This window comes from Veillonella magna (assembly GCF_959600285.1).
GTDB classification, from domain to species: Bacteria; Bacillota; Negativicutes; order Veillonellales; family Veillonellaceae; genus Veillonella_A; species Veillonella_A magna.
The window spans coordinates 51,904-71,080 of the sequence record NZ_CAUGKU010000004.1; the positions used below are offsets into that span (position 1 = coordinate 51,904).

The 19,177-nt window shown below is 44.9% G+C and carries 19 protein-coding genes and 5 tRNA genes; all 24 read left to right on the forward strand.

Annotated features, from left to right (window positions below):
* Positions 1–3: 3 nt before the first annotated feature.
* The 24 genes from csaB to Q5873_RS03605 all read left to right on the forward strand — a co-directional run bounded on the left by csaB (position 4) and on the right by Q5873_RS03605 (position 19,127).
* Entirely contained in the window at positions 4–1,101 is a 1,098-nt protein-coding gene (gene csaB / locus Q5873_RS03490) for a polysaccharide pyruvyl transferase CsaB (RefSeq protein WP_028256079.1), read from the forward strand.
* Between the two features lie 83 nt (positions 1,102–1,184).
* On the forward strand, positions 1,185–2,018 hold the full coding sequence (locus Q5873_RS03495) for a transketolase (RefSeq protein ID WP_028256078.1): 834 nt from the start codon (positions 1,185–1,187) through the stop codon (positions 2,016–2,018).
* A gap of 2 nt (positions 2,019–2,020) precedes the next feature.
* Positions 2,021–2,953: a transketolase family protein gene (locus tag Q5873_RS03500; RefSeq protein ID WP_303059252.1), complete on the forward strand. Its 933-nt coding sequence runs from the start codon at positions 2,021–2,023 to the stop codon at positions 2,951–2,953.
* A 17-nt stretch (positions 2,954–2,970) separates the two neighbouring features.
* Positions 2,971–3,657 carry a cell division ATP-binding protein FtsE gene (ftsE, locus tag Q5873_RS03505; protein WP_028256076.1) on the forward strand — a complete coding sequence of 229 codons (687 nt, stop codon included), beginning with the start codon at positions 2,971–2,973 and terminating at the stop codon, positions 3,655–3,657.
* Positions 3,647–4,534 (forward strand): permease-like cell division protein FtsX, encoded by an 888-nt coding sequence (ftsX, locus tag Q5873_RS03510; protein ID WP_028256075.1) that lies wholly within the window; start codon positions 3,647–3,649, stop codon positions 4,532–4,534. The genes ftsE and ftsX overlap by 11 nt, the downstream gene beginning before the upstream one ends.
* A 12-nt stretch (positions 4,535–4,546) precedes the next feature.
* Complete coding sequence (locus tag Q5873_RS03515) at positions 4,547–5,761, forward strand: murein hydrolase activator EnvC family protein (protein WP_303059255.1); 1,215 nt, start codon at positions 4,547–4,549, stop codon at positions 5,759–5,761.
* A 1-nt stretch (position 5,762) separates the two neighbouring features.
* Positions 5,763–6,929 carry a S41 family peptidase gene (locus tag Q5873_RS03520; protein ID WP_303059257.1) on the forward strand — a complete coding sequence of 389 codons (1,167 nt, stop codon included), beginning with the start codon at positions 5,763–5,765 and terminating at the stop codon, positions 6,927–6,929.
* A 77-nt stretch (positions 6,930–7,006) separates the two neighbouring features.
* Complete coding sequence (gene obgE / locus Q5873_RS03525) at positions 7,007–8,278, forward strand: GTPase ObgE (protein ID WP_288760874.1); 1,272 nt, start codon at positions 7,007–7,009, stop codon at positions 8,276–8,278.
* Positions 8,279–8,295: 17 nt separating this feature from the next.
* Complete coding sequence (gene yhbY, locus Q5873_RS03530) at positions 8,296–8,583, forward strand: ribosome assembly RNA-binding protein YhbY (protein WP_288190239.1); 288 nt, start codon at positions 8,296–8,298, stop codon at positions 8,581–8,583.
* A gap of 90 nt (positions 8,584–8,673) precedes the next feature.
* Positions 8,674–9,795 (forward strand): glutamate 5-kinase, encoded by a 1,122-nt coding sequence (gene proB, locus Q5873_RS03535; protein ID WP_303059260.1) that lies wholly within the window; start codon positions 8,674–8,676, stop codon positions 9,793–9,795.
* A gap of 14 nt (positions 9,796–9,809) precedes the next feature.
* Complete coding sequence (locus Q5873_RS03540; RefSeq protein ID WP_303059262.1) at positions 9,810–11,069, forward strand: glutamate-5-semialdehyde dehydrogenase; 1,260 nt, start codon at positions 9,810–9,812, stop codon at positions 11,067–11,069.
* A 156-nt stretch (positions 11,070–11,225) separates the two neighbouring features.
* The gene (nadD, locus tag Q5873_RS03545) at positions 11,226–11,834 is read left to right on the forward strand and encodes a nicotinate-nucleotide adenylyltransferase (protein WP_028256068.1); all 609 of its coding nucleotides are present in this window, start codon (positions 11,226–11,228) and stop codon (positions 11,832–11,834) included.
* A 17-nt stretch (positions 11,835–11,851) separates the two neighbouring features.
* Entirely contained in the window at positions 11,852–12,427 is a 576-nt protein-coding gene (gene yqeK, locus Q5873_RS03550; protein ID WP_028256067.1) for a bis(5'-nucleosyl)-tetraphosphatase (symmetrical) YqeK, read from the forward strand.
* A 5-nt stretch (positions 12,428–12,432) separates the two neighbouring features.
* On the forward strand, positions 12,433–13,578 hold the full coding sequence (locus Q5873_RS03555; protein ID WP_303059265.1) for an LCP family protein: 1,146 nt from the start codon (positions 12,433–12,435) through the stop codon (positions 13,576–13,578).
* A gap of 120 nt (positions 13,579–13,698) precedes the next feature.
* The gene (gene rsfS, locus Q5873_RS03560) at positions 13,699–14,058 is read left to right on the forward strand and encodes a ribosome silencing factor (RefSeq protein WP_288301877.1); all 360 of its coding nucleotides are present in this window, start codon (positions 13,699–13,701) and stop codon (positions 14,056–14,058) included.
* Between the two features lie 2 nt (positions 14,059–14,060).
* Complete coding sequence (locus Q5873_RS03565; RefSeq protein WP_303059267.1) at positions 14,061–14,993, forward strand: CvfB family protein; 933 nt, start codon at positions 14,061–14,063, stop codon at positions 14,991–14,993.
* Complete coding sequence (gene trkA, locus Q5873_RS03570; RefSeq protein WP_303059269.1) at positions 14,990–16,333, forward strand: Trk system potassium transporter TrkA; 1,344 nt, start codon at positions 14,990–14,992, stop codon at positions 16,331–16,333. Before Q5873_RS03565 ends, trkA begins: the two co-directional genes overlap by 4 nt.
* A gap of 12 nt (positions 16,334–16,345) precedes the next feature.
* Positions 16,346–17,833: a TrkH family potassium uptake protein gene (locus Q5873_RS03575; RefSeq protein WP_288760861.1), complete on the forward strand. Its 1,488-nt coding sequence runs from the start codon at positions 16,346–16,348 to the stop codon at positions 17,831–17,833.
* A 21-nt stretch (positions 17,834–17,854) separates the two neighbouring features.
* A complete protein-coding gene (locus Q5873_RS03580) occupies positions 17,855–18,529 on the forward strand; it encodes an MBL fold metallo-hydrolase (RefSeq protein WP_288301874.1) in 675 nt (224 codons plus the stop codon).
* A gap of 176 nt (positions 18,530–18,705) precedes the next feature.
* Positions 18,706–18,781, forward strand: a tRNA-Asp gene (locus Q5873_RS03585).
* 7 nt (positions 18,782–18,788) lie between these two features.
* Positions 18,789–18,864, forward strand: a tRNA-Phe gene (locus Q5873_RS03590).
* A gap of 5 nt (positions 18,865–18,869) precedes the next feature.
* Positions 18,870–18,944, forward strand: a tRNA-Gly gene (locus tag Q5873_RS03595).
* Between the two features lie 9 nt (positions 18,945–18,953).
* Positions 18,954–19,028 (forward strand) — tRNA-Cys (locus Q5873_RS03600).
* A gap of 10 nt (positions 19,029–19,038) precedes the next feature.
* Positions 19,039–19,127 (forward strand) — tRNA-Leu (locus Q5873_RS03605).
* The last annotated feature ends 50 nt before the right edge of the window (positions 19,128–19,177 follow it).

Consider the following 19,177-nt stretch of genomic DNA (forward strand, 5'->3'; position numbering starts at 1 on the left):
GCAATGAATAGGATTGTAATCTCCGGTTATTACGGTTTCGGTAATGCCGGTGACGAGGCTATGTTGGCTGCTATTTTGGAAGCTATCCTAGAAGTTGTGCCCAATGCGGATATTACGGTAATATCCGGCAATCCTAAGGTGACGGCGGAGCGACACGGTATTAAAGCTGTTGGTCGCTTTGACGGTCTTGGCATTTTGTCGGCTATTGCTCGCTGTGATTTGTTAATCAGCGGTGGCGGCAGTCTTTTACAGGATGTAACAAGTAAACGAAGTTTATATTATTATCTCAGTATTATTACTTTGGCACAGTGGTTTGGCAAACGCATTATGTTGTATGCACAGGGAATCGGGCCTTTACGCAGTGAGCGGGCGCGAAAAACTGTGGGCCGTGTTTTAAATAAGGTAACTATGATTACTGTACGCGATGAAAAGTCGCGACATGAATTAGAAGCAATGGGGGTTACCAAGGTACCTATTCAGGTAACGGCAGATGCGGTGCTGGCTATGCATCCGGTGGACACTACTATCGGTAAAAGACTACTGGCGCCGTATCAGTTATCCGGTGTAAAAAAGCGCATCGGTGTTTCTGTACGACAGTGGAAGCAATCGACGTCATATCGTAAAGAATTGGCTACAGCACTGGATACCTTACAAGAAACATTGGACGTAGATGTTGTCTTTATTCCTATGCAGCATCCGGCGGATACGGCAGAGGCGGAGGCTATCAGCTGTATGATGAAGTATAAACCGGTTGTTCTGAATCGCGTATACACGACTACGGAGCTTTTGGCATTAGCCGGTTCAATGGATATGCTTATTGGTGTCCGATTACATGCATTGGTCTTTGCATCGCTTATGGAAAAACCGGTAATCGGTATATCCTACGATCCAAAGATAGCCAATTTTTTACATATGATTGGAGAAGTTCCTATTGGTACACTGGATGATATTTCCGCAGATGCACTGACGACGGAAGCGACGAAGGTCTTGACGGATCGAGCCTTGCAAAACGAGGTGCGTCAACGCATTATCAGTTTACGGGAAGAGTCGCTTAAGAATGCTCACATCGCATTATCTCTTCTGTCGAAGAAAGTAGAGTAACAATAGAGTCATTCGCTTATGACGATTACGTCTGAGTTTGCAATACGTAGCAATGGTTTTAAACCGATGATTGGAGGGTCTTTATGACAAAGTTAAGTGCTGAACAAAAACAATTGGTTCAGGAAAAAGCGAAGGCAATTCGCGTAAGCATTTTGAAATCGGTAACAGAGGCTAAATCGGGACATCCCGGTGGATCGCTATCCATCGCGGATGTAATGGCGCTGTTATACTATGTAGAAATGAATGTTGACCCGGCAAATCCGAAGGATCCCAAAAGAGACCGCTTCGTATTGTCGAAGGGCCATGCAGCACCGGCCCTATATGCTACCTTGGCAGAAAAAGGGTATTTTCCGAAAGAAGAGTTAATGAAGCTACGCAAGATTAATGCAATGCTTCAAGGTCATCCGGATATGAAACATACACCGGGTGTTGATATGTCTACTGGTTCCTTGGGGCAAGGTATCAGCGCTGCTTGCGGCATGGCTTTAGCCGGACGCATCGATAAGGCACCGTACCACGTGTTTTCCATCTTGGGAGATGGTGAACTCGAAGAAGGGCAGGTATGGGAAGCAGCTATGCTTGCAGGATTCTATAAGTTGAGTAATTTGACGGCTTTCGTTGACTTTAACGGTTTGCAAATCGATGGCGATATTCGTGAAGTTATGTCTCCGTTGCCGATCGGTGAAAAATTTGCCGCCTTTAATTGGAATGTAATTGAAGTGGACGGCCATGATTTGGACGCCTTACATAATGCTATCGAAGAAGCTCGTCAAGTGACAGATAAACCGACAGTGATTGTTATGCATACTGTAAAAGGTAAGGGCGTAGCTGAAATGGAAGGCCAGGCCGGTTGGCATGGTAAAGCACCGTCTCAGGAACAGTGCGATACATTTGTAGCGGAAGTTTTGGAGGTGTAAGCATGGGCAAAGCAACACGTGAAGCATATGGCGAAGCATTGGTAGAAATCGGTGCTAAAAATAATAATATTGTTGTATTAGATGCGGATTTATCTAAATCTACAAAGACGGATGGTTTTAAAAAGGCCTATCCGGATCGCTTCTTTAATGTAGGGATTGCGGAACAGAATCTTATTAGCGTAGGAGCCGGTTTGGCTGCTGCTGGTAAAGTACCGTTCGTATCTTCTTTTGCAATGTTTGCGGTAGGTCGTGCCTTTGAACAGGTGCGCAACGCTGTTTGCTATCCTAAGTTAAATGTAAAAATCTGTGCCACCCATGCAGGGATTACCGTAGGTGAAGATGGTGCTACCCATCAGAGCTTGGAGGATATTGCTTGCATGCGTGCCGTGGCTAATATGAAAGTAATCGTACCGGCCGATGCAGCAGAAACAAAAGCTGTTATTCATTGGGCCGCCGATTATGAAGGCCCTGTATATGTACGACTCGGTCGTGCCGGTGTAGCTGATGTAACGCCGGAAGGTTACACGTTCACTCCGGGTAAAGCGCAGGTATTGCGCGATGGTAAGGATGTAGCCATCATTGCTTGCGGAGCCTTAGTTGGTCCGGCCATGGAAGCAGCTGATGCGTTACATGCTAAAGGAATTGAAGTACGCGTCATCAATATGGCATCTATTAAACCGATTGACGAAGAAGCTATTGTAGCGGCTGCCAAGGAAGTTGGTGCGATTGTTACTGCTGAAGAACATAATATCATCGGTGGACTGGGTGCCGCTGTGGCAGAAGTGCTGGTAAGCACGGTGCCGGTACCGATGGAACGTATCGGAGTGGCCGATACCTTTGGTGAATCCGGTACGCCGAAAGAGTTGATGGCTAAATATGGCCTGAGTGCTGATGATATTGTGGCAGCTGCCGAAAAGGTCATGAAACGCAAATAGTAAAGGAAGTTTAGAGAATGATTGAATTTAATCACGTCAATAAGGTATATGACAATGGTTCGGTTGCCTTAGAAGATGTTACAGTTCATGTGGATAAGGGCGAGTTTGTCCTTATCTGCGGAGCCAGCGGTGCGGGCAAATCAACATTCATTAAGCTGTTGTCCCACGAAGTGGTGCCGGATTCGGGCACGGTTATTGTCAATGATATCGATGTAACGCGGTTGAAGAAGAGCAAGATTCCTCATCTGCGTCGACGCATCGGCGTAGTGTTCCAGGATTTCCGTTTGTTGCCTAATAAGACGGTATTTGAAAATATTGCCTTTGCGTTGGAAGTTATCGAAGAGAAGCGCAGTGTTATTCGTCGCCGTGTAGAAGAAGTGTTGGAATTGGTAGGCTTGGCACATAAGGCCAATGATTTGCCGGAAGACCTGAGCGGTGGGGAACAACAGCGTGTGGCTATTGCCAGAGCAATTGTAAATAAACCGTTGGTTCTCATCGCTGATGAACCGACAGGAAATCTTGATCCTAATACAAGTCGGGATATTATGGAATTGTTTAAGGCCATCAATAATTCAGGTACTACCATTGTGATGGTAACGCATGATATGCAGATGGTTCAGTATTTAGATAAGCGTGTAATTGCATTGGATGCAGGCCGCGTAGTAAGTGATCGATTGCGAGGTGCTGAATTCAATGAAGCTTAGAACTTTTGGCTATTATATTAAAGAAGCCTTAAAGTCGATGCGTCGCAATGGGCTAATGACCTTGGCGTCTATTTCGACGGTGGCACTGTCCTTGTTTATCTTGGGTGTATTTACTTGCGGGGTTATGAATTTAAATAACTTGGCTTCTAATTTAGAAAACCAAGTAGAAATCAGCGTGTATTTAAAGGATGGTCTTACAACACAACAGATTATGGGTGTGGGTAAGAAGTTAAAGGCTATGCCGGATTTAAAAAATTTGGAATGGGTGAATAAGGAAGAGGCGATGAAGCGTTTTAAGGAACGCCTCGGTGATCAAGCACAGTTGGTTGATGCTTTAAACGGCAACAATCCATTGCCTAACTCCTATATTTTGACCTTTAAAAATCCGGAAGAGGTAAAGAATGCGGCTAAGTTGGTAAGCACATTCCCGGAAGTAGAAAGTGCGCATTACGGGCAAGATGTAATCGAACAGATTTTTAAAGTGACCCAGGTGATCCGCATCGGAGGGATTGCATTAATTGTATTCCTTGCAGGGGCTACGCTCTTTATTATTTCCAACACTATTCGTCTTACTGTATTTGCACGACGCAAGGAAATTGCCATCATGAAATACGTAGGGGCTACGAATTGGTTTATTCGTTGGCCGTTCCTTATCGAAGGAATGATGCTTGGTTTTGTGGGAGCGGCGATTGCTACTGCCTGTGTATGGGAATTCTACCACTTTGTAACAGTGGAAGTAGAGCAGTCGTTAGCCTTTTTACCGCTGATTCCAATGCTCCCGTTTTTCTATAATTTGACGGGCATTCTTCTTGGACTGGGCATTGTTATCGGTGCTATCGGCAGTACGATTTCGTTAAAGCAGTATATGAAGGTGTAAAGAGGGATGGCTATGTTAAAACAAACAAAGCTTTCAAAGGCCGTAGCGGTTGTGCTCTGTGCCACCTTCATCGGCGGCTTTCCGCTGACGTACGCAGAAGATGAAGATTTAACCAATCAGCTGTCCGGCGTTGAACAACAGATGGGCGAACAGGCAAATAAAAAGGCGAATGCGGAAGCAACCATCGGCAGTGTTAATGAGCAGCTACGACAGATTCAGGTAGAATTGGATGCTGCCGTTAATAAATTAAAATCCGTACAACAGCAACGGCTAGCCGTGGAAAAGGAAATTGTTAAAAATGAAAAACAATTGGCCGAAGCGCAAGCGCGTCTAAAAAAACGAGAAGGCATTTTCTCCAAGCGTGTTCGCGATATCTATATTAATGGCCGTCTCAGTTATTTGGATGTGGTTATCGGCGCTAAGGATTTCAGCGATTTTGCCAATCGTTTGGAAATGCTGAAACGCATTATTGATGCAGATCTGAAGCTTATTGCCGATATTAAAGCAGAACGGGAAACCATTGAACAGCAACGGGCTGCACTGGAAGCGAATAAACAAAAATTAGTGGCTCTTGAAAAAGAAGCACAAGAAGAACAGGCAGTTATTGAAAAGAAAAAACAGGAACGTCAGGTTGTCTTACAGCGGGCTATGAATGATAAAGCGGCAGCAGAAGAAGCCTATGCGGAATTAGCCGCAGCATCGGCTAATATTAAGGCCATGTTGCAGCAACGTGAAGCTGAACGTCGAGCAGCGGCGGCCGCAGCAGCAGCCGCTGCTGCACAGCAGCAATCATCAGGAGGTAGCTCCGGCGGAGGTGGCGGTGGCGGTGGCTACGTGCAAGGCACGGGGCAATTAAGTTGGCCGGTTAACGGTGTAATTACATCGCCGTTTGGTTGGCGTACGCATCCGATTTGGGGTACCAGTATTTTACACTCCGGTATTGATATCGGTGTTGATGAAGGCACGCCGGTTCATGCGGCTGACGGCGGTGTAGTCGTATTATCCGGCTGGATTTCAGGTTACGGTTATGCGGTTATTATCGATCACGGTAATGGTATTTCTACTCTTTACGGGCATAATTCCGAATTGGCAGTCAGTGAAGGGCAGACGGTATCGAAAGGATCGGTTATTGCCTATGCCGGTAGTACCGGTAACTCGACAGGTCCGCACGTTCACTTTGAAGTTCGTCAAAATGGCGAACCGGTAGATCCGATGGGGTACTTATAATATGCATATACGAGAAGGCGGTACATTACTCGGCCTGTTGCGTCGAGCAGCACAGTACATATTTGCTGGGCTGGTAGTGATGTGGCTTACCTTTTGGTATCTTTCGGGCTCACCGTTGGGCATGGTGCGATTTTTTTACACGTACTTTGTTGCTACGCATTTTTTCATGGATCCGGTAGCAAAAGAAACATTGTTTACCGGCAGCTTAAAAGGAATGATGGAGTCCTTAGGTGAGCCACACAGTCAATATCTTGATCGAAATGATTTTGATCAGATTATGAAACAAACCTCGGCTACGTATAGCGGTGTTGGTATCGTTATGGGGATGGGGCCGGATGGTCTAGAGGTTGTATCAGCTATTGAGGAACAGCCGGCGGCTAAAGCCGGAGTTAAGACCGGTGACAGAATTACATCGATTAACGGTACGTCTACCAAATCAATGTCCTTGTCGGAAGCATCTGCCTTGGTACGCGGCGAGGCGGGGACTACTGTTGTTCTCGGTATTGCCCGCGGTCAAGAAACAATGGATATTTCTATTGTAAGAGAACAGATTACATTACCTACGGTGCGTTCTAAGATGCTTACCAACGATATTGGCTATATTCGAATTAGTCAATTTGCCGAAAAGACAGGAACGGAATTCGCAGAGGCCTATAAAGAATTACAGGGCAAAGGCATGAAAAAGTTGGTCTTGGATTTGCGTAACAATCCGGGTGGTTTGTTGACGGCAGCTCAGGAGGTAGGCAGCTATATTCTACCTAAAGGTCCTATTGTGACTATAAAAGATAGGAGCGGACATACTGAAAGTTATGATTCGGATGGTCTGGAAACACCGATTCCTTTGGTAGTACTTATCAATAAAGGATCGGCTAGTGCGTCGGAGATTATAGCCGGCGCTGTACAAGATGAAAAAGTGGGGACCATTGTGGGAACCAATAGTTATGGCAAGGGGACGGTACAAACCGTTGTTAATGCATTCGGTGATGAAGGCATTAAAATTACCATTGCCAAATACCATACGCCAAATGATCGCGTTATCGATGGAACCGGTATCGCACCGGATGTCACTGTGGAACTACCGTCTCCCGAGGGAAGAACGGGAACAAAGGGTGATTTCGTGGATGACACACAGATGGCCAAGGCAATTGAAATTTTACAGTCACGGTAATCGGGTGGCGGTAACGTAGTATCGTTACCGCCTGATTACTATCAGTATTCGGTTACGTGAAGAAAAGGATGGAAAATATGTTTATCGATTCTGCCAGAATTTTTGTAAAGGCCGGTGACGGCGGCAACGGGATGAGTAGTTTCCGTCGCGAAAAATATGTGCCTAACGGCGGACCGAACGGTGGTGACGGCGGTAGAGGCGCGGATATTATTTTAAAAGCAGACAGAAATATCAACACACTCGTTGATTTTAGATATAAACGACAGTTTAAAGGCCCGGCCGGTGAAGGTGGGCAAAGTAGTAATAAATATGGACGTAATGCAGAGTCCTTGATAATTCCCGTACCGATGGGGACAACGGTGCGGGATGAGGAAAGTGGGTTGTTAATGGCGGATCTTATTGAGGACGGTCAGACTTTTGTGGTTGCCAAAGGCGGACGAGGCGGTCGCGGTAATGCGCACTTCCATACTAGTTCCAATCGTGCGCCGACCTTTGCGGAAAAAGGCGAGCCCGGTGAAGAACGTTGGGTGCGTTTGGAGTTAAAGGTGCTGGCCGATGTAGGCCTTTTGGGGTATCCTAGTGTAGGTAAATCCAGTATTATTCGTAAAGTATCTTCGGCTAAGCCGGAGGTAGCAGCATACCACTTTACCACGCTTACGCCGGTACTTGGCGTGGTTTCCGTAGATGATGGAAAGAGCTTTGTCATGGCGGATATTCCGGGGCTTATTGAAGGGGCCAGCGAAGGTGTTGGTTTAGGTCATAACTTCCTTCGCCATGTAGAGCGTAGTAATATTTTAATTCACGTCTTAGATGTGTCTGGTATCGAAGGTCGCGATCCCATTGAGGACTTCCATAAGATTAACGAAGAATTGAAAAAGTACAGCGAAAAGCTCAGTAAAAAACCGCAATTGATTGCTTTGAATAAAATTGATCTCGTAGAAGATGTAGCAACAATTGATAGGGTGCGTTCGTACTTTGAAGAAAACGGCTACGAAGTATTTGCTGTTAATGCTTTGACCGGTGAAGGTTTATCCGATTTAGTTCATCGAGCATGGTATTACGTGGAAAACTATGTACCGGAACCGGATGCTACGGATGATGTGGTAATGTATGAAGCAAAACCGGATGTGGATTTTGTCATTACCCGTGGTGACGATGCAGCCTTTATTATTACCGGAGCGCGTATTGAAAAACTAGTAGCTATGACAAATTTAGATGATGAACAATCCTTACGTCGCTTCCAAAAAATTTGGAAATATATGGAGCTTGATAAAAAACTCCAAGAGAAGGGTTGTAAAGACGGTGACGAAGTTGTTATCGGCGATCAGCGCTTTATATATCATGATTAAGTTATGTAGGAGCATATATGAAAGGCAAACAGAAACGATTTTTAAGAGCTATGGCCAGCACGATGCCGGCAGTAGTGTTTATTGGTAAGGGCGGCTTGGAAAACGCGGTTATTGATAGTGCACGAGATGCCATTACGGCACGGGAGTTGATTAAGGTAAAAGTCCTTAATAATGCACCGGTGGATCCGAAAGAGGCCTTTGAGGATTTAGCAGACATGTTGGGCGCTGAATTGGTACAGGTTATTGGTCATAACGGCGTTTTGTATAAGGCTAAAGAAGAACCGAAGATTATATTGCCCGAATAAATCGATGCGTAGTACGCTGACTCCGGCACCGTGAAGACGGTGATCCGATAGCTGACCCTGTACGTTGTATTAGAAAAAAGGAGCCATATTATGAGAGAGGCATTACAACAAGCAAAGCGCATCGTCGTAAAGGTGGGGACAAGTACGCTAACTCACGAGAACGGACGATTAAATATATTGTGCATTGAATCGTTAGTTAAACAACTGGCAGATCTTGCTAATCAAGGTAAGGAGGTTATTCTTGTATCCTCCGGGGCTGTAGGTGCGGGGTTGGCTCCTCTGGGACTTAAGGAAAAACCGAAGGATATTGCCACAAAACAGGCGGCAGCTGCAGTGGGGCAAGGCATTTTGCTTCATATGTATGAAAAATTATTCGGTGAATACGGTCATACCGTAGGCCAAGTTTTATTGACGCGCGAAGATAGTACCAAGCGCAGCCGTTACGTTAATTTGCGTAATACTCTGCTATCGCTATTGACATTAGGCGTTATTCCTATTATCAATGAAAACGACGTTGTCGCCGTTGATGAATTGAAGATTGGTGATAATGATACTTTGTCAGCATCGGTAGCAAGTATCATAGAAGCGGATATGCTTATTATCTTATCGGATATTGAAGGTTTATATACGTCTAATCCGCAAACGGATCCGACAGCAACGCTGATCGAAGAAGTAGACCAGATTACACCGCATATTTATGAGATTTCTGGTGGTGCCGGATCGAGTCGCGGTACCGGAGGAATGTATACAAAAATCGAAGCCGCCAATATTGCGGTGAATTCCGGTGTTCATATGGTTATTGCCTTGGGGGCAGCTCCGTTAGTTATCAGTCGCGTTGCCTCCGGTGAAAAGGTAGGTACTCATTTTGTACCGCGTACAACGAAGCCTCATATGAAAAAACGTTGGATGGCCTTCGGTTCTCGGTTGCAGGGGACAATCATTGTTGATGAAGGCTGCGCTCATGCACTGATGACGCAGGGATCAAGTTTGCTGGCTGTTGGTATTACGGCAGTAGAAGGTGAATTTGATGAAGGTGAAACGGTGAGTATTGTATTTGAAGGTGAAGAAATCGGTCGCGGTATGGTGAATTATTCTTCCTATGACTTGGATCGTATTAAAGGACATTCCTCGCGAGATATTGCGGAGTTATTACAGATAGGCAGCACATATGAAGAAGTGATTCACAGAGATAATTTAGTTATGCTTCGTTAAGAGAGGTGAAGGCAATGATGGACTACAAGACGTTATTTGAAACGATGGGGCGACAGGCAAAGACGGCGGCGTTCGATATGCAGAAGGCATCGACGAAAATGAAAAATGATGTGCTTGCTCGTGTAGCGGATATACTTGAAGCCGATATGGATACCATATTGACGGCTAATGAGGAAGACATGAAGCATGCGGCTGAAAACGGCGTGCCACCGGTGATGATGGATCGTTTGCAGCTTACAGCAGAGCGCATCCGACAGATAGCTTTGGGGGTGCGTCAAGTCATTGATTTGCCGGATCCTATCGGTGAGTGTATGGAGCGTACAACGCGTCCTAACGGTATACGTATTGAGAAACGACGTGTACCCTTAGGTGTTATTGCTATGATTTACGAAGCAAGGCCGAATGTAACGATTGATGCAGCTGTATTGTGCTTAAAAACGGGGAATGCCGTTATTTTGCGCGGTGGCAAGGAAGCAATGGCATCGAATCGTGCATTGGTGGCAGTGTTGCGAAGAGCATTAAAGGAATCGGGAATGCCGGAGGATGCGGTGCAGTTGGTGGAAGTGACAAATCGCGAAGCGGTATCCGATTTATTGCGCCAGCGCGCGTACATTGATGTGGTTATTCCTCGCGGTGGAGCCGGACTTATCAGACGCATTGTTGAAGAAAGCCGCATTCCTGTTATTGAAACGGGAAGTGGTGTAGTACATATTTACGTGGATAAAGAAGCTGATCCGGCCAAGGTAGTTCCCATTGTTATCAACGCAAAGACACAACGCCCTTCGGTATGCAACGCAGCAGAGACGCTACTTGTTCATCGTGAAGCGGTAGATACAATATTACCTGATGTTATTGATGCACTAATAAAAGCCGGAGTGCGCTTATATGGTGATGAAGCGATACAACGTTTGACAGCGGCAGCTATGCCGGCGACGGAAGAGAGCTGGTACACAGAATATAATGATTTGGTTATGAATTGCCGAGTTGTGGACTCTTTGGAAGAGGCAATAGACCATATTAATCGGTATGGAACGAAGCATTCTGAATGTATTATTACGGAAAACAAGGCCACAGCAGATACTTTTATGCGTGATGTGGATGCATCATCGGTATACGTTAACGCATCGACGCGCTTTACGGACGGATTTGAGTTTGGCTATGGTGCAGAAATAGGCATCAGTACGCAAAAGCTGCATGCTCGCGGACCGATGGGGTTGCCGGCGTTGACTTCGTATAAATTTCTTGTTTACGGAGATGGACAGACGCGTGGCTAAAGAAGGACATCATATACTGCGGTGGTACTATTATATACGTTGCTACTTGGCGTATATAAACACTGCCAAGGGTCGTTATGAGTGGGTATCTTATGTAAAAGCCATTGTATTATGGTTGGTTATTTCTCTTATTCTTATAAGGATAGTGAAAAGTTTATGAAACAACGGGGGCGTATCGGGATTATTGGTGGTACCTTTAATCCTATCCACCTCGGTCATCTGATGATTGCCGAGCGGGCCTTGGAAGCCTATGAGTTGGAGCGTGTAATTTTTGTACCTGCATTCCAGCCACCACATAAGCATACTGATGTTATCGAAGCACGTTATCGCTATGAAATGACGGCAGCCGCAATTATGGATAATCCGAAGTTTACTGTGTCGGATGTAGAATTGGCCCGGGGAGGACCGTCGTATACGGTGGATACAGTACGCCATTTTCATACAATCTACGGCGAAGATGTGGAATATTATTTTATTGCCGGTACGGATACCATTCAGGATTTACCAACGTGGAAACACATCGATGAACTTTTAGAATTGTGTCATTTTATCGGTGCTACGCGTCCCGATGGAACGGCAGATATAGAAAATATCATTGCTTATTTCGGTGATGTGGGACGAGAAAAAATACATTCGTTGGTAGTACCGGCCATGGAATTATCGGCTACAGAGTTGCGCCGCCGATTGCGTACGGGACAGAGTATTCGCTATATGGTTCCGAAGGCGGTTTGTACATATATAGCAGAGCATGACATCTATTTATGAAGTGAGGCATTACTAGCATGACAATGGAAGATATATATAATGATTTGAAGCGTCGCATTTCACCTAAGCGATTTACACATATTATGGGTGTTACCAAGACAGCAGAAATATTGGCAAAAAGGTATGGTGCCGATCCGGATAAAGCATATCTGGCCGGGCTACTCCATGATTGCGCCAAAGAATTACCTTTAAGTCAGATGCAAGCCATGGTAGACGAAGCTAATGTATTAGTAGATCGTGCTGTCTATGAGAATGGGGCATTACTACATGGTTTGGCCGGAGCTGTGATGGCACGTGACTATTATGGTATCGATGATGAAGAGGTATTGGAGGCTATTCGAGTACATACTACCGGCAAGGTAGGTATGTCTGCGCTAGATAAGGTCGTATTTCTCGCTGATTATATTGAGCCGTCGCGTAAATTTCCCGGTGTTGATGCACTGCGAAAATTGGCGTTTATAGATTTAGATGAAGCCGTATTAGCCGGCTATGACTCGACTATTGCTCACTTATTAGAGCAGAAACTAAGTATTTATTTTAAAACTATTTTAGGTAGAAATGATTGTTTGGCACAGATGAAACGTAGCAGGTGAGAGCCATGGATGAACAGCAGGAACAACAAGAGAGGCAAGGACAGTCGAATGAGACGGAGGCGGTACAACATCCTAAACGGCGACGCCGCAAGAAAAAACGTGGAATCCGTTGGGACCGCATCGCGGTAGCCTTTGTTATAGTTATTGTGATTATAAGCGCACTTGTCTATGGTATCGGTGCCGTTATGCGTTATGTGTCTTCGCCCGCTACCAACAGTACGTCGGCATCGCCAACACGACCGGAAGCAGTGGCGACTATACCTGTGGAACAAAAGGCACTGGATAAGCCGATTTATATTTTGGTAGTTGGCCGCGATGCATCACAGCAAGGTGAAGGGGATGCTATTTTCTTGGCAGCCATTAATAAGGATCAAGGTAAGCTGGATATTATCGGCATACCGTCTAATACAAAAATAGAAAGTCGCGATAAGACTTCACAGCAAGCCATTGATACCTTTTATAGTGCTGGCAATATTAAATTGACTAAAGCAGTAGTGGAGGATATGTTCCATATTTCTGTTCCCTATTATGTTATTGTTGATGAAGAAGCATTTAAAAAAATGGTTAATGTTTGGGGAACACCGGATCTTTATGTGGAACGTGATATGGTACATTTTGAATCTGGTGCAGATACGGCAGATATCAATCTGGCTCGCGGTTATCAGCGACTTACTGATGATAAAGCATTGCAATATATGCGCTTTCTCGATGAAGACGGAAATGCTTTTAGCCGTACAGTTCGTACGGAACGCTTGATTAAGGAAATCATTAGTCGTCAAACTGAGTCACTAACGGTGACCAAACTATGGAATGTATGGCGTATTTGGGGTGATTTTACGACAAATATTTCATCCTGGGATGCGATGAAGTTAACCTTTGCTATGCGATCTATGGAAGCTAAGCAGATTCGATACTTTATTTTGCCGGGCACAAAAGAAACAATCGATGGGACTACGTATTGGGCATATGATCCTACGGAGGCGCAGCAACTGATTGGGATTACTATGGGAAATGAGCCTGTTGATATTGGTTCGGAACCAACTACGGGATCCGGTACATCAAAAAGTAACAGTGATGCCAACGGAAAAATAAATGAAGCCGGTACCAAGAATAGTAGTAAAACCGAAGCGGACAAGGATAAAGGCATTTAAGTAAGATTGTGATAACTAATTGTTATCTATATCAATGTAGCGAGCCAAAGACAAGTAATGCTTGCTGGTTAAAATAGGAATATGTTGTTCGCAACGGTTATATGTAGAAAAGGAGTTTATATGAAGGAAAAAGCAGATATTAAAAAAATTGCCCTTATGTTGGCGCAAAAAGCATACGACAAGAAGGGCCAGAATATTACTATTATGGATTTAGAAGGTATTTCCATGCTGTCGGATTATTTTGTTGTCGTTAGTGCTTCTAATCCAAAGCATGCACAAAGTGTGGCTGATGAGATGGAAGATGCCGGTGCAGAAGCCGGGGTGACCGTGGTTCATCGTGAAGGCTATCGCGAAGGTGAATGGATTCTTCTTGATTTTGGTGATATTATTTGTCATATATTTAGCGGAGAAGCGCGTGAATTTTATGGCTTGGAAGAATTGTGGAGTGATGCGGCCACGGTTCCTTTTGAAGGAGAGTAATTATGGCAACAGCATTGGCAGAAAATACAATTGCCACTCTCAAGGTGTTGCGTCAAAGTGAGCAGGGTGCTTTTTTAGATGGCGGCACGGGTAATACCAATGATGATATTCTCTTACACCGTGATCAACAAACAACACCGGTTACCATCGGTGACGAAGTGACGGTATTCCTCTACAAGGACCCTAAGGGGCGCATGACGGCCAGTATGCGTCTGCCGGCTATGTCGGTAGGACAAATTGGCTATGTGGAAGTTATTAATCGCACAAGTTTTGGTTGCTTCGTAGAGGTCGGCACGGAGCGTGGTATTTTTATGCCTCATGCAGAAATGCGCGGTCGTCCCCAGGTAGGCGAAAAAGTATGGGTTCGTTTGTACGAGGATAAATCGGGGCGTTTAGCCGTTTCTATGGATGTGGATGATGCGATGCGGCGCGCAGCTAAGCCGGCGGAGGCGGCTGTTTTAGGCGGTGAAATTCGTGGAGCGATTTATAATATAACCGCAGAGGGAGCTTTTTTTATTACGCCGGAACGTTGGTTAGCTTTTATTCATCGCAGTGAAATGACAAGATCGTTAAAGGTAGGCGAAATGGTAAAAGCACGCGTTACCTATAAGCGTGAAGATGGACGGTTGAATGCGTCTATGCGACCTGTGAAGGAAGCAGCTCTTGTATCGGACGGTGATAAACTGTTGACATATTTAGAACAGCGTAACGGTCGCATGCCGTATAGCGATAAAAGTACTTCTGATATTATCAAAGCTAAGTTTGGATTTAGCAAAGCGGCCTTTAAGCGTGCTATAGGTCATCTAATGAAAGATGGTTTAGTATATCAGGAAGAGGGCTGGACATTCCTCACGGATAAGGGTAAAGAGGCGGTCTTAGAGGCGAATGATGAAAACAACGCTAAAGGACACCATGAAGAGGAGTGCAGAAGATGAAGATTATTGTCGTCGGTGCCGGCAAGGTAGGCTACTCTGTAGCCGATCGATTGGTAAAGGACGAACATGACGTATATATCGTTGAAAAATCTGCGGAACGCATTAAAAATCTAGAAAATAATTTGGATGTTAGCTTGGTTAACGGTAACGGCAGCAGTTTACGGTTGCTACAAGAAATAGGTATGGATGATGTAGGGATGCTTATTGCTGTTACTGATTCCGATGAAGTAAACATGTTGGCGTGCACCGTGGCCAAGCTCGGCGGTATACCGCGTACCATTGCACGTGTGCGCGATAATGATTACTTAAAAGCCGGTAATAGGGAGCTTCAGGAGAAGTTGGGCGTAGATTTATTTATTAATCCGGAGATGGTTACTGCTCAAGAAATATTACAGGTGCTTCAGACACCGGCTGCACTCGATGTAGAAGATTTTGCTCGCGGTGCTGTACGCTTAATGGAATTTAAGATTCGTGAACATCTGGATGTGTGTGGTCGTCCGTTGCGGGATATAGAATTCCCGAAAGGTGTCTTGGTGGTAGGTATACTACGCGAGGGGGAAATGATTATTCCTCATGGGGAAAGTACGTTGGAATATATGGATAGTGTATTTTTCCTGGGAGCAACGGCAGCTATCAGTGAAGTGGAAGGATGGTTCCATGTAAGTCAGAGGCCAACCAAGAATGTAGTCATTATTGGAGCCGGTCTTATAGGTCGTAATTTAACACGTCTATTGGAAGAGGCCGGCTATTATGTGAAGGTTATTGATAAAAATATGGAACGCTGTGAGTTATTGGCTACCCAGGTCAATAAGTCGATGGTTATCTGTGGCGATGGTACGGACATGAGCTTGTTGGAAGCAGAAGAAGTAGCCGACAGCGATGTTATTATTTGCCTGACTGATGATGATAAGTTAAACTTGTTGGTCGCTCTTTTAGCAAAGCATTTAGGCGTGCCCAAAACTATTGTTCGCGTAGGCCGACCGGAATATATTACGCTGATGGAACAGGTAGGGATTGATATTGTATTTTCACCGCGGCTGTTGACATCCGGTGAAATTTTGCGTATGGTTCGTACCGGTGAGGATGTAGTTCGTATCTCTACATTTGAAGGCTCTAAAGCAGAAGCAGTAGAGGTCGTATTAACATCTATTTCTCCATTGGTGGGAAAAGCCTTGAAGGATATACGGCTTCCGGGGAAAGCGTTGGTAGGTGCCGTAGTACGCGGTGATACTACGATTGTGCCGACAGGCTCGACGATATTGTATGATAATGATCATATCGTCTTTTTCTCGTTACCTGAGCATGTAAATAAATTGCTGACATATTTGAAGCAAGGTTGACGGAGGGCGTTTATGAAGATACAGATTGTCATGCACCTCGTGGGCCAGCTGTTGTTGTTATTGGCAACCATTATGTTGGTACCTTTTGGTTATGGTCTTCTCTGGGAAGAGCCATATTATTCATTTATAACGGTCAGTGTTTTAACGGCATTGACAGGTGGAGCACTCTATTATTGGGGGCGGCCCGGCACTAACTACAGCCTGCGTGATGGCTTTTTAATTGTCAGCGCTACGTGGCTGCTATCTTCGTTAGCTTCGGCGCTGCCTTTTTATTTTAGCGGTATTTTACCATCCTTTATTGATGCGCTTTTTGAATCGGTATCGGGTATTACAGCTACCGGTGCTAGTGTTATTGCAGATTTGGACAGTGTACCGAAAAGTTTTGTTCTCTGGCGCGGGCTGACACACTGGTTGGGCGGTATGGGCATTATCGTTTTGGTATTGGCTTTTCTAAAAAACTTAGGGGCCGATGCTGCCCATTTATTTAATGCTGAGGCTTCGGTGCCACGCCCCGGAGTTGTTTTGCCGCGGATTCAGTCCATGGCAGTTAAGTTGTGGCGCATTTACTTGCTGTTTACAGCTGTTTGCTGCATACTTCTTTACGGTGCGGGAATGAGTTGGTTTGATGCTATTAATATGACATTTTCCACGATTGCTACCGGTGGCTTTACGCCTAATGCAGCGGGAACCTTTGCCTATGCTGATAATTATTGGATACGCTACATCTTAGTGGTATTTATGATATTGGCCGGAGGGAATTTTACTGTCTACTACAGCGTATTTCAACGAGGAATTAAGGAAATTTGGTATGATTTTGAATATCGGATGTATCTCTTGATCCTGGGCATCGGCATTATGCTCATTACATTTGCTCTTAGTGTGCAGGGATCGGAATCGTTTTTGCAGTCTTTTAATGATGCTACCTTTATGCTCATTTCTATGCAAACCGGCTCGGGATTTGCTGTTGCTGACTATGATGTATGGCCTATGATGGCACAGATGGTATTATTCTTGTCTACATTCTTTGGTGGCTGTAGCGGATCGACGACGGGTGGAATTAAAATTATCCGTATTATTATTTTAGTGAAGAGCAGCATTATTTATCTGCGTAAAGCAATACATCCTGATATGGTGCAAGCAGTGCGTATCAATGGCAAACCAATGCCGGTAAAATGGATACAATTGGCACAGCACTTTTTCTTCCTTTATATGATGATATTTGCAATTTCTTCGATTATCATTGCCGGTACGGGACTGAATGTCGGTGAATCCTTACAATGTGTGGCTGGTATTTTAGGTAATGTTGGGTTGGCTTTTGGTACATTAGGGCCTACAGACTCTTTTGCCATATTACATCCGGTAGCTAAATTAACCTGTGTTGTAGATATGCTGTTGGGACGTTTGGAGCTGTTTACCCTTTTGGTGCTGTTGCATCCGGATTTCTGGCAAGGCTATTTTGTTAAGCAAAGAAAGCGTAGTTATCGTGTTGTCATGCGATAAGTGGAAGGCATGAGGTAAAGTATGAACAGAGAAGTTGTAGCTCATACGGAGTGCTATCGAATTATAAAGCAACCTTTGGGTTTATATAAGGCAAATTGTTATGTAATTATCTATAAGGATGTAGAGGGAGAGAAAGCGGTAGTTATTGATCCGGGATTACATGCCAAACAAGTGATGGATATGGTGGGGAAGGCAAAGGTGACGGCTATTTTGTTGACTCACGGTCATTGTGATCATGTTTGTGCCGTCGATGGTGTATATGCGATGACGAAGGCACCTGTGTATATGCATGCCGGTGATGAGGAACTTCTTCATGCAAAGCGCCGTATGCCGTCATCGTACAAGGGAATGTTTACGGCACCCTTCAGTACTATTAGTGAATCTATTTTAGATGTAGGTGGATTATCTTTTTATGTATATGAAATGCCCGGACATAGTCGTGGCAGTGTTATGTTTCAGTTGGAGGGCTACTTATTTACCGGAGATACGCTGTTCAAGGATTCTATAGGCACAACAAAAAATTATAACGGTGATGAGCAATCGTTAACACAAACGCTACGACGTTTAAGCTTCTGGGATCCATCGCTGATTATATTGCCGGGACATGCAGAGATAACTACCTTAGGACGTGAGTTATTATATAATGAAAAACTTAAGTCGTATATTAATACGTCGGATACTGGTAGGCCAAGTTGAAAAAAAGATTAACAAAATAGAAAAAAACAGTTGACGGAATGAAGGGGATGCTGTATTATATACAACGTACTCTTCATAGAGTCGACTGCGTTAGGAGTGGTAATCGTAGATTGTTAAGAAAAAATGACTTGACAATGAATGATGGTTATCATATAATAATGAAGTAGCTTATGAACGGCCCCGTGGTGTAGCGGTTAACATGTCGCCCTGTCACGGCGAAGATCGTCAGTTCAAATCTGATCGGGGTCGCCATTTTTTCGCCTCGGTAGCTCAGTCGGTAGAGCAACGGACTGAAAATCCGTGTGTCGACAGTTCGATTCTGTCCTGAGGCACCATACATGCGGAAATAGCTCAGCGGTAGAGCACCGCCTTGCCAAGGCGGGGGTCGCGAGTTCGAATCTCGTTTTCCGCTCCATTTTTATGTGGCGGCATAGCCAAGCGGTAAGGCAGAGGTCTGCAAAACCTTTATTCCCCAGTTCGATTCTGGGTGCCGCCTCCACACATTTCCTGCCGGGGTGGCGGAACAGGCAGACGCAACGGACTTAAAATCCGTCGGTTGGAGACAACCGTACCGGTTCGATTCCGGTCCTCGGCACCATTACAGACTGATTTCAGTCTGTTTTTTTTATGCCCAAATTTAGTGGGAGG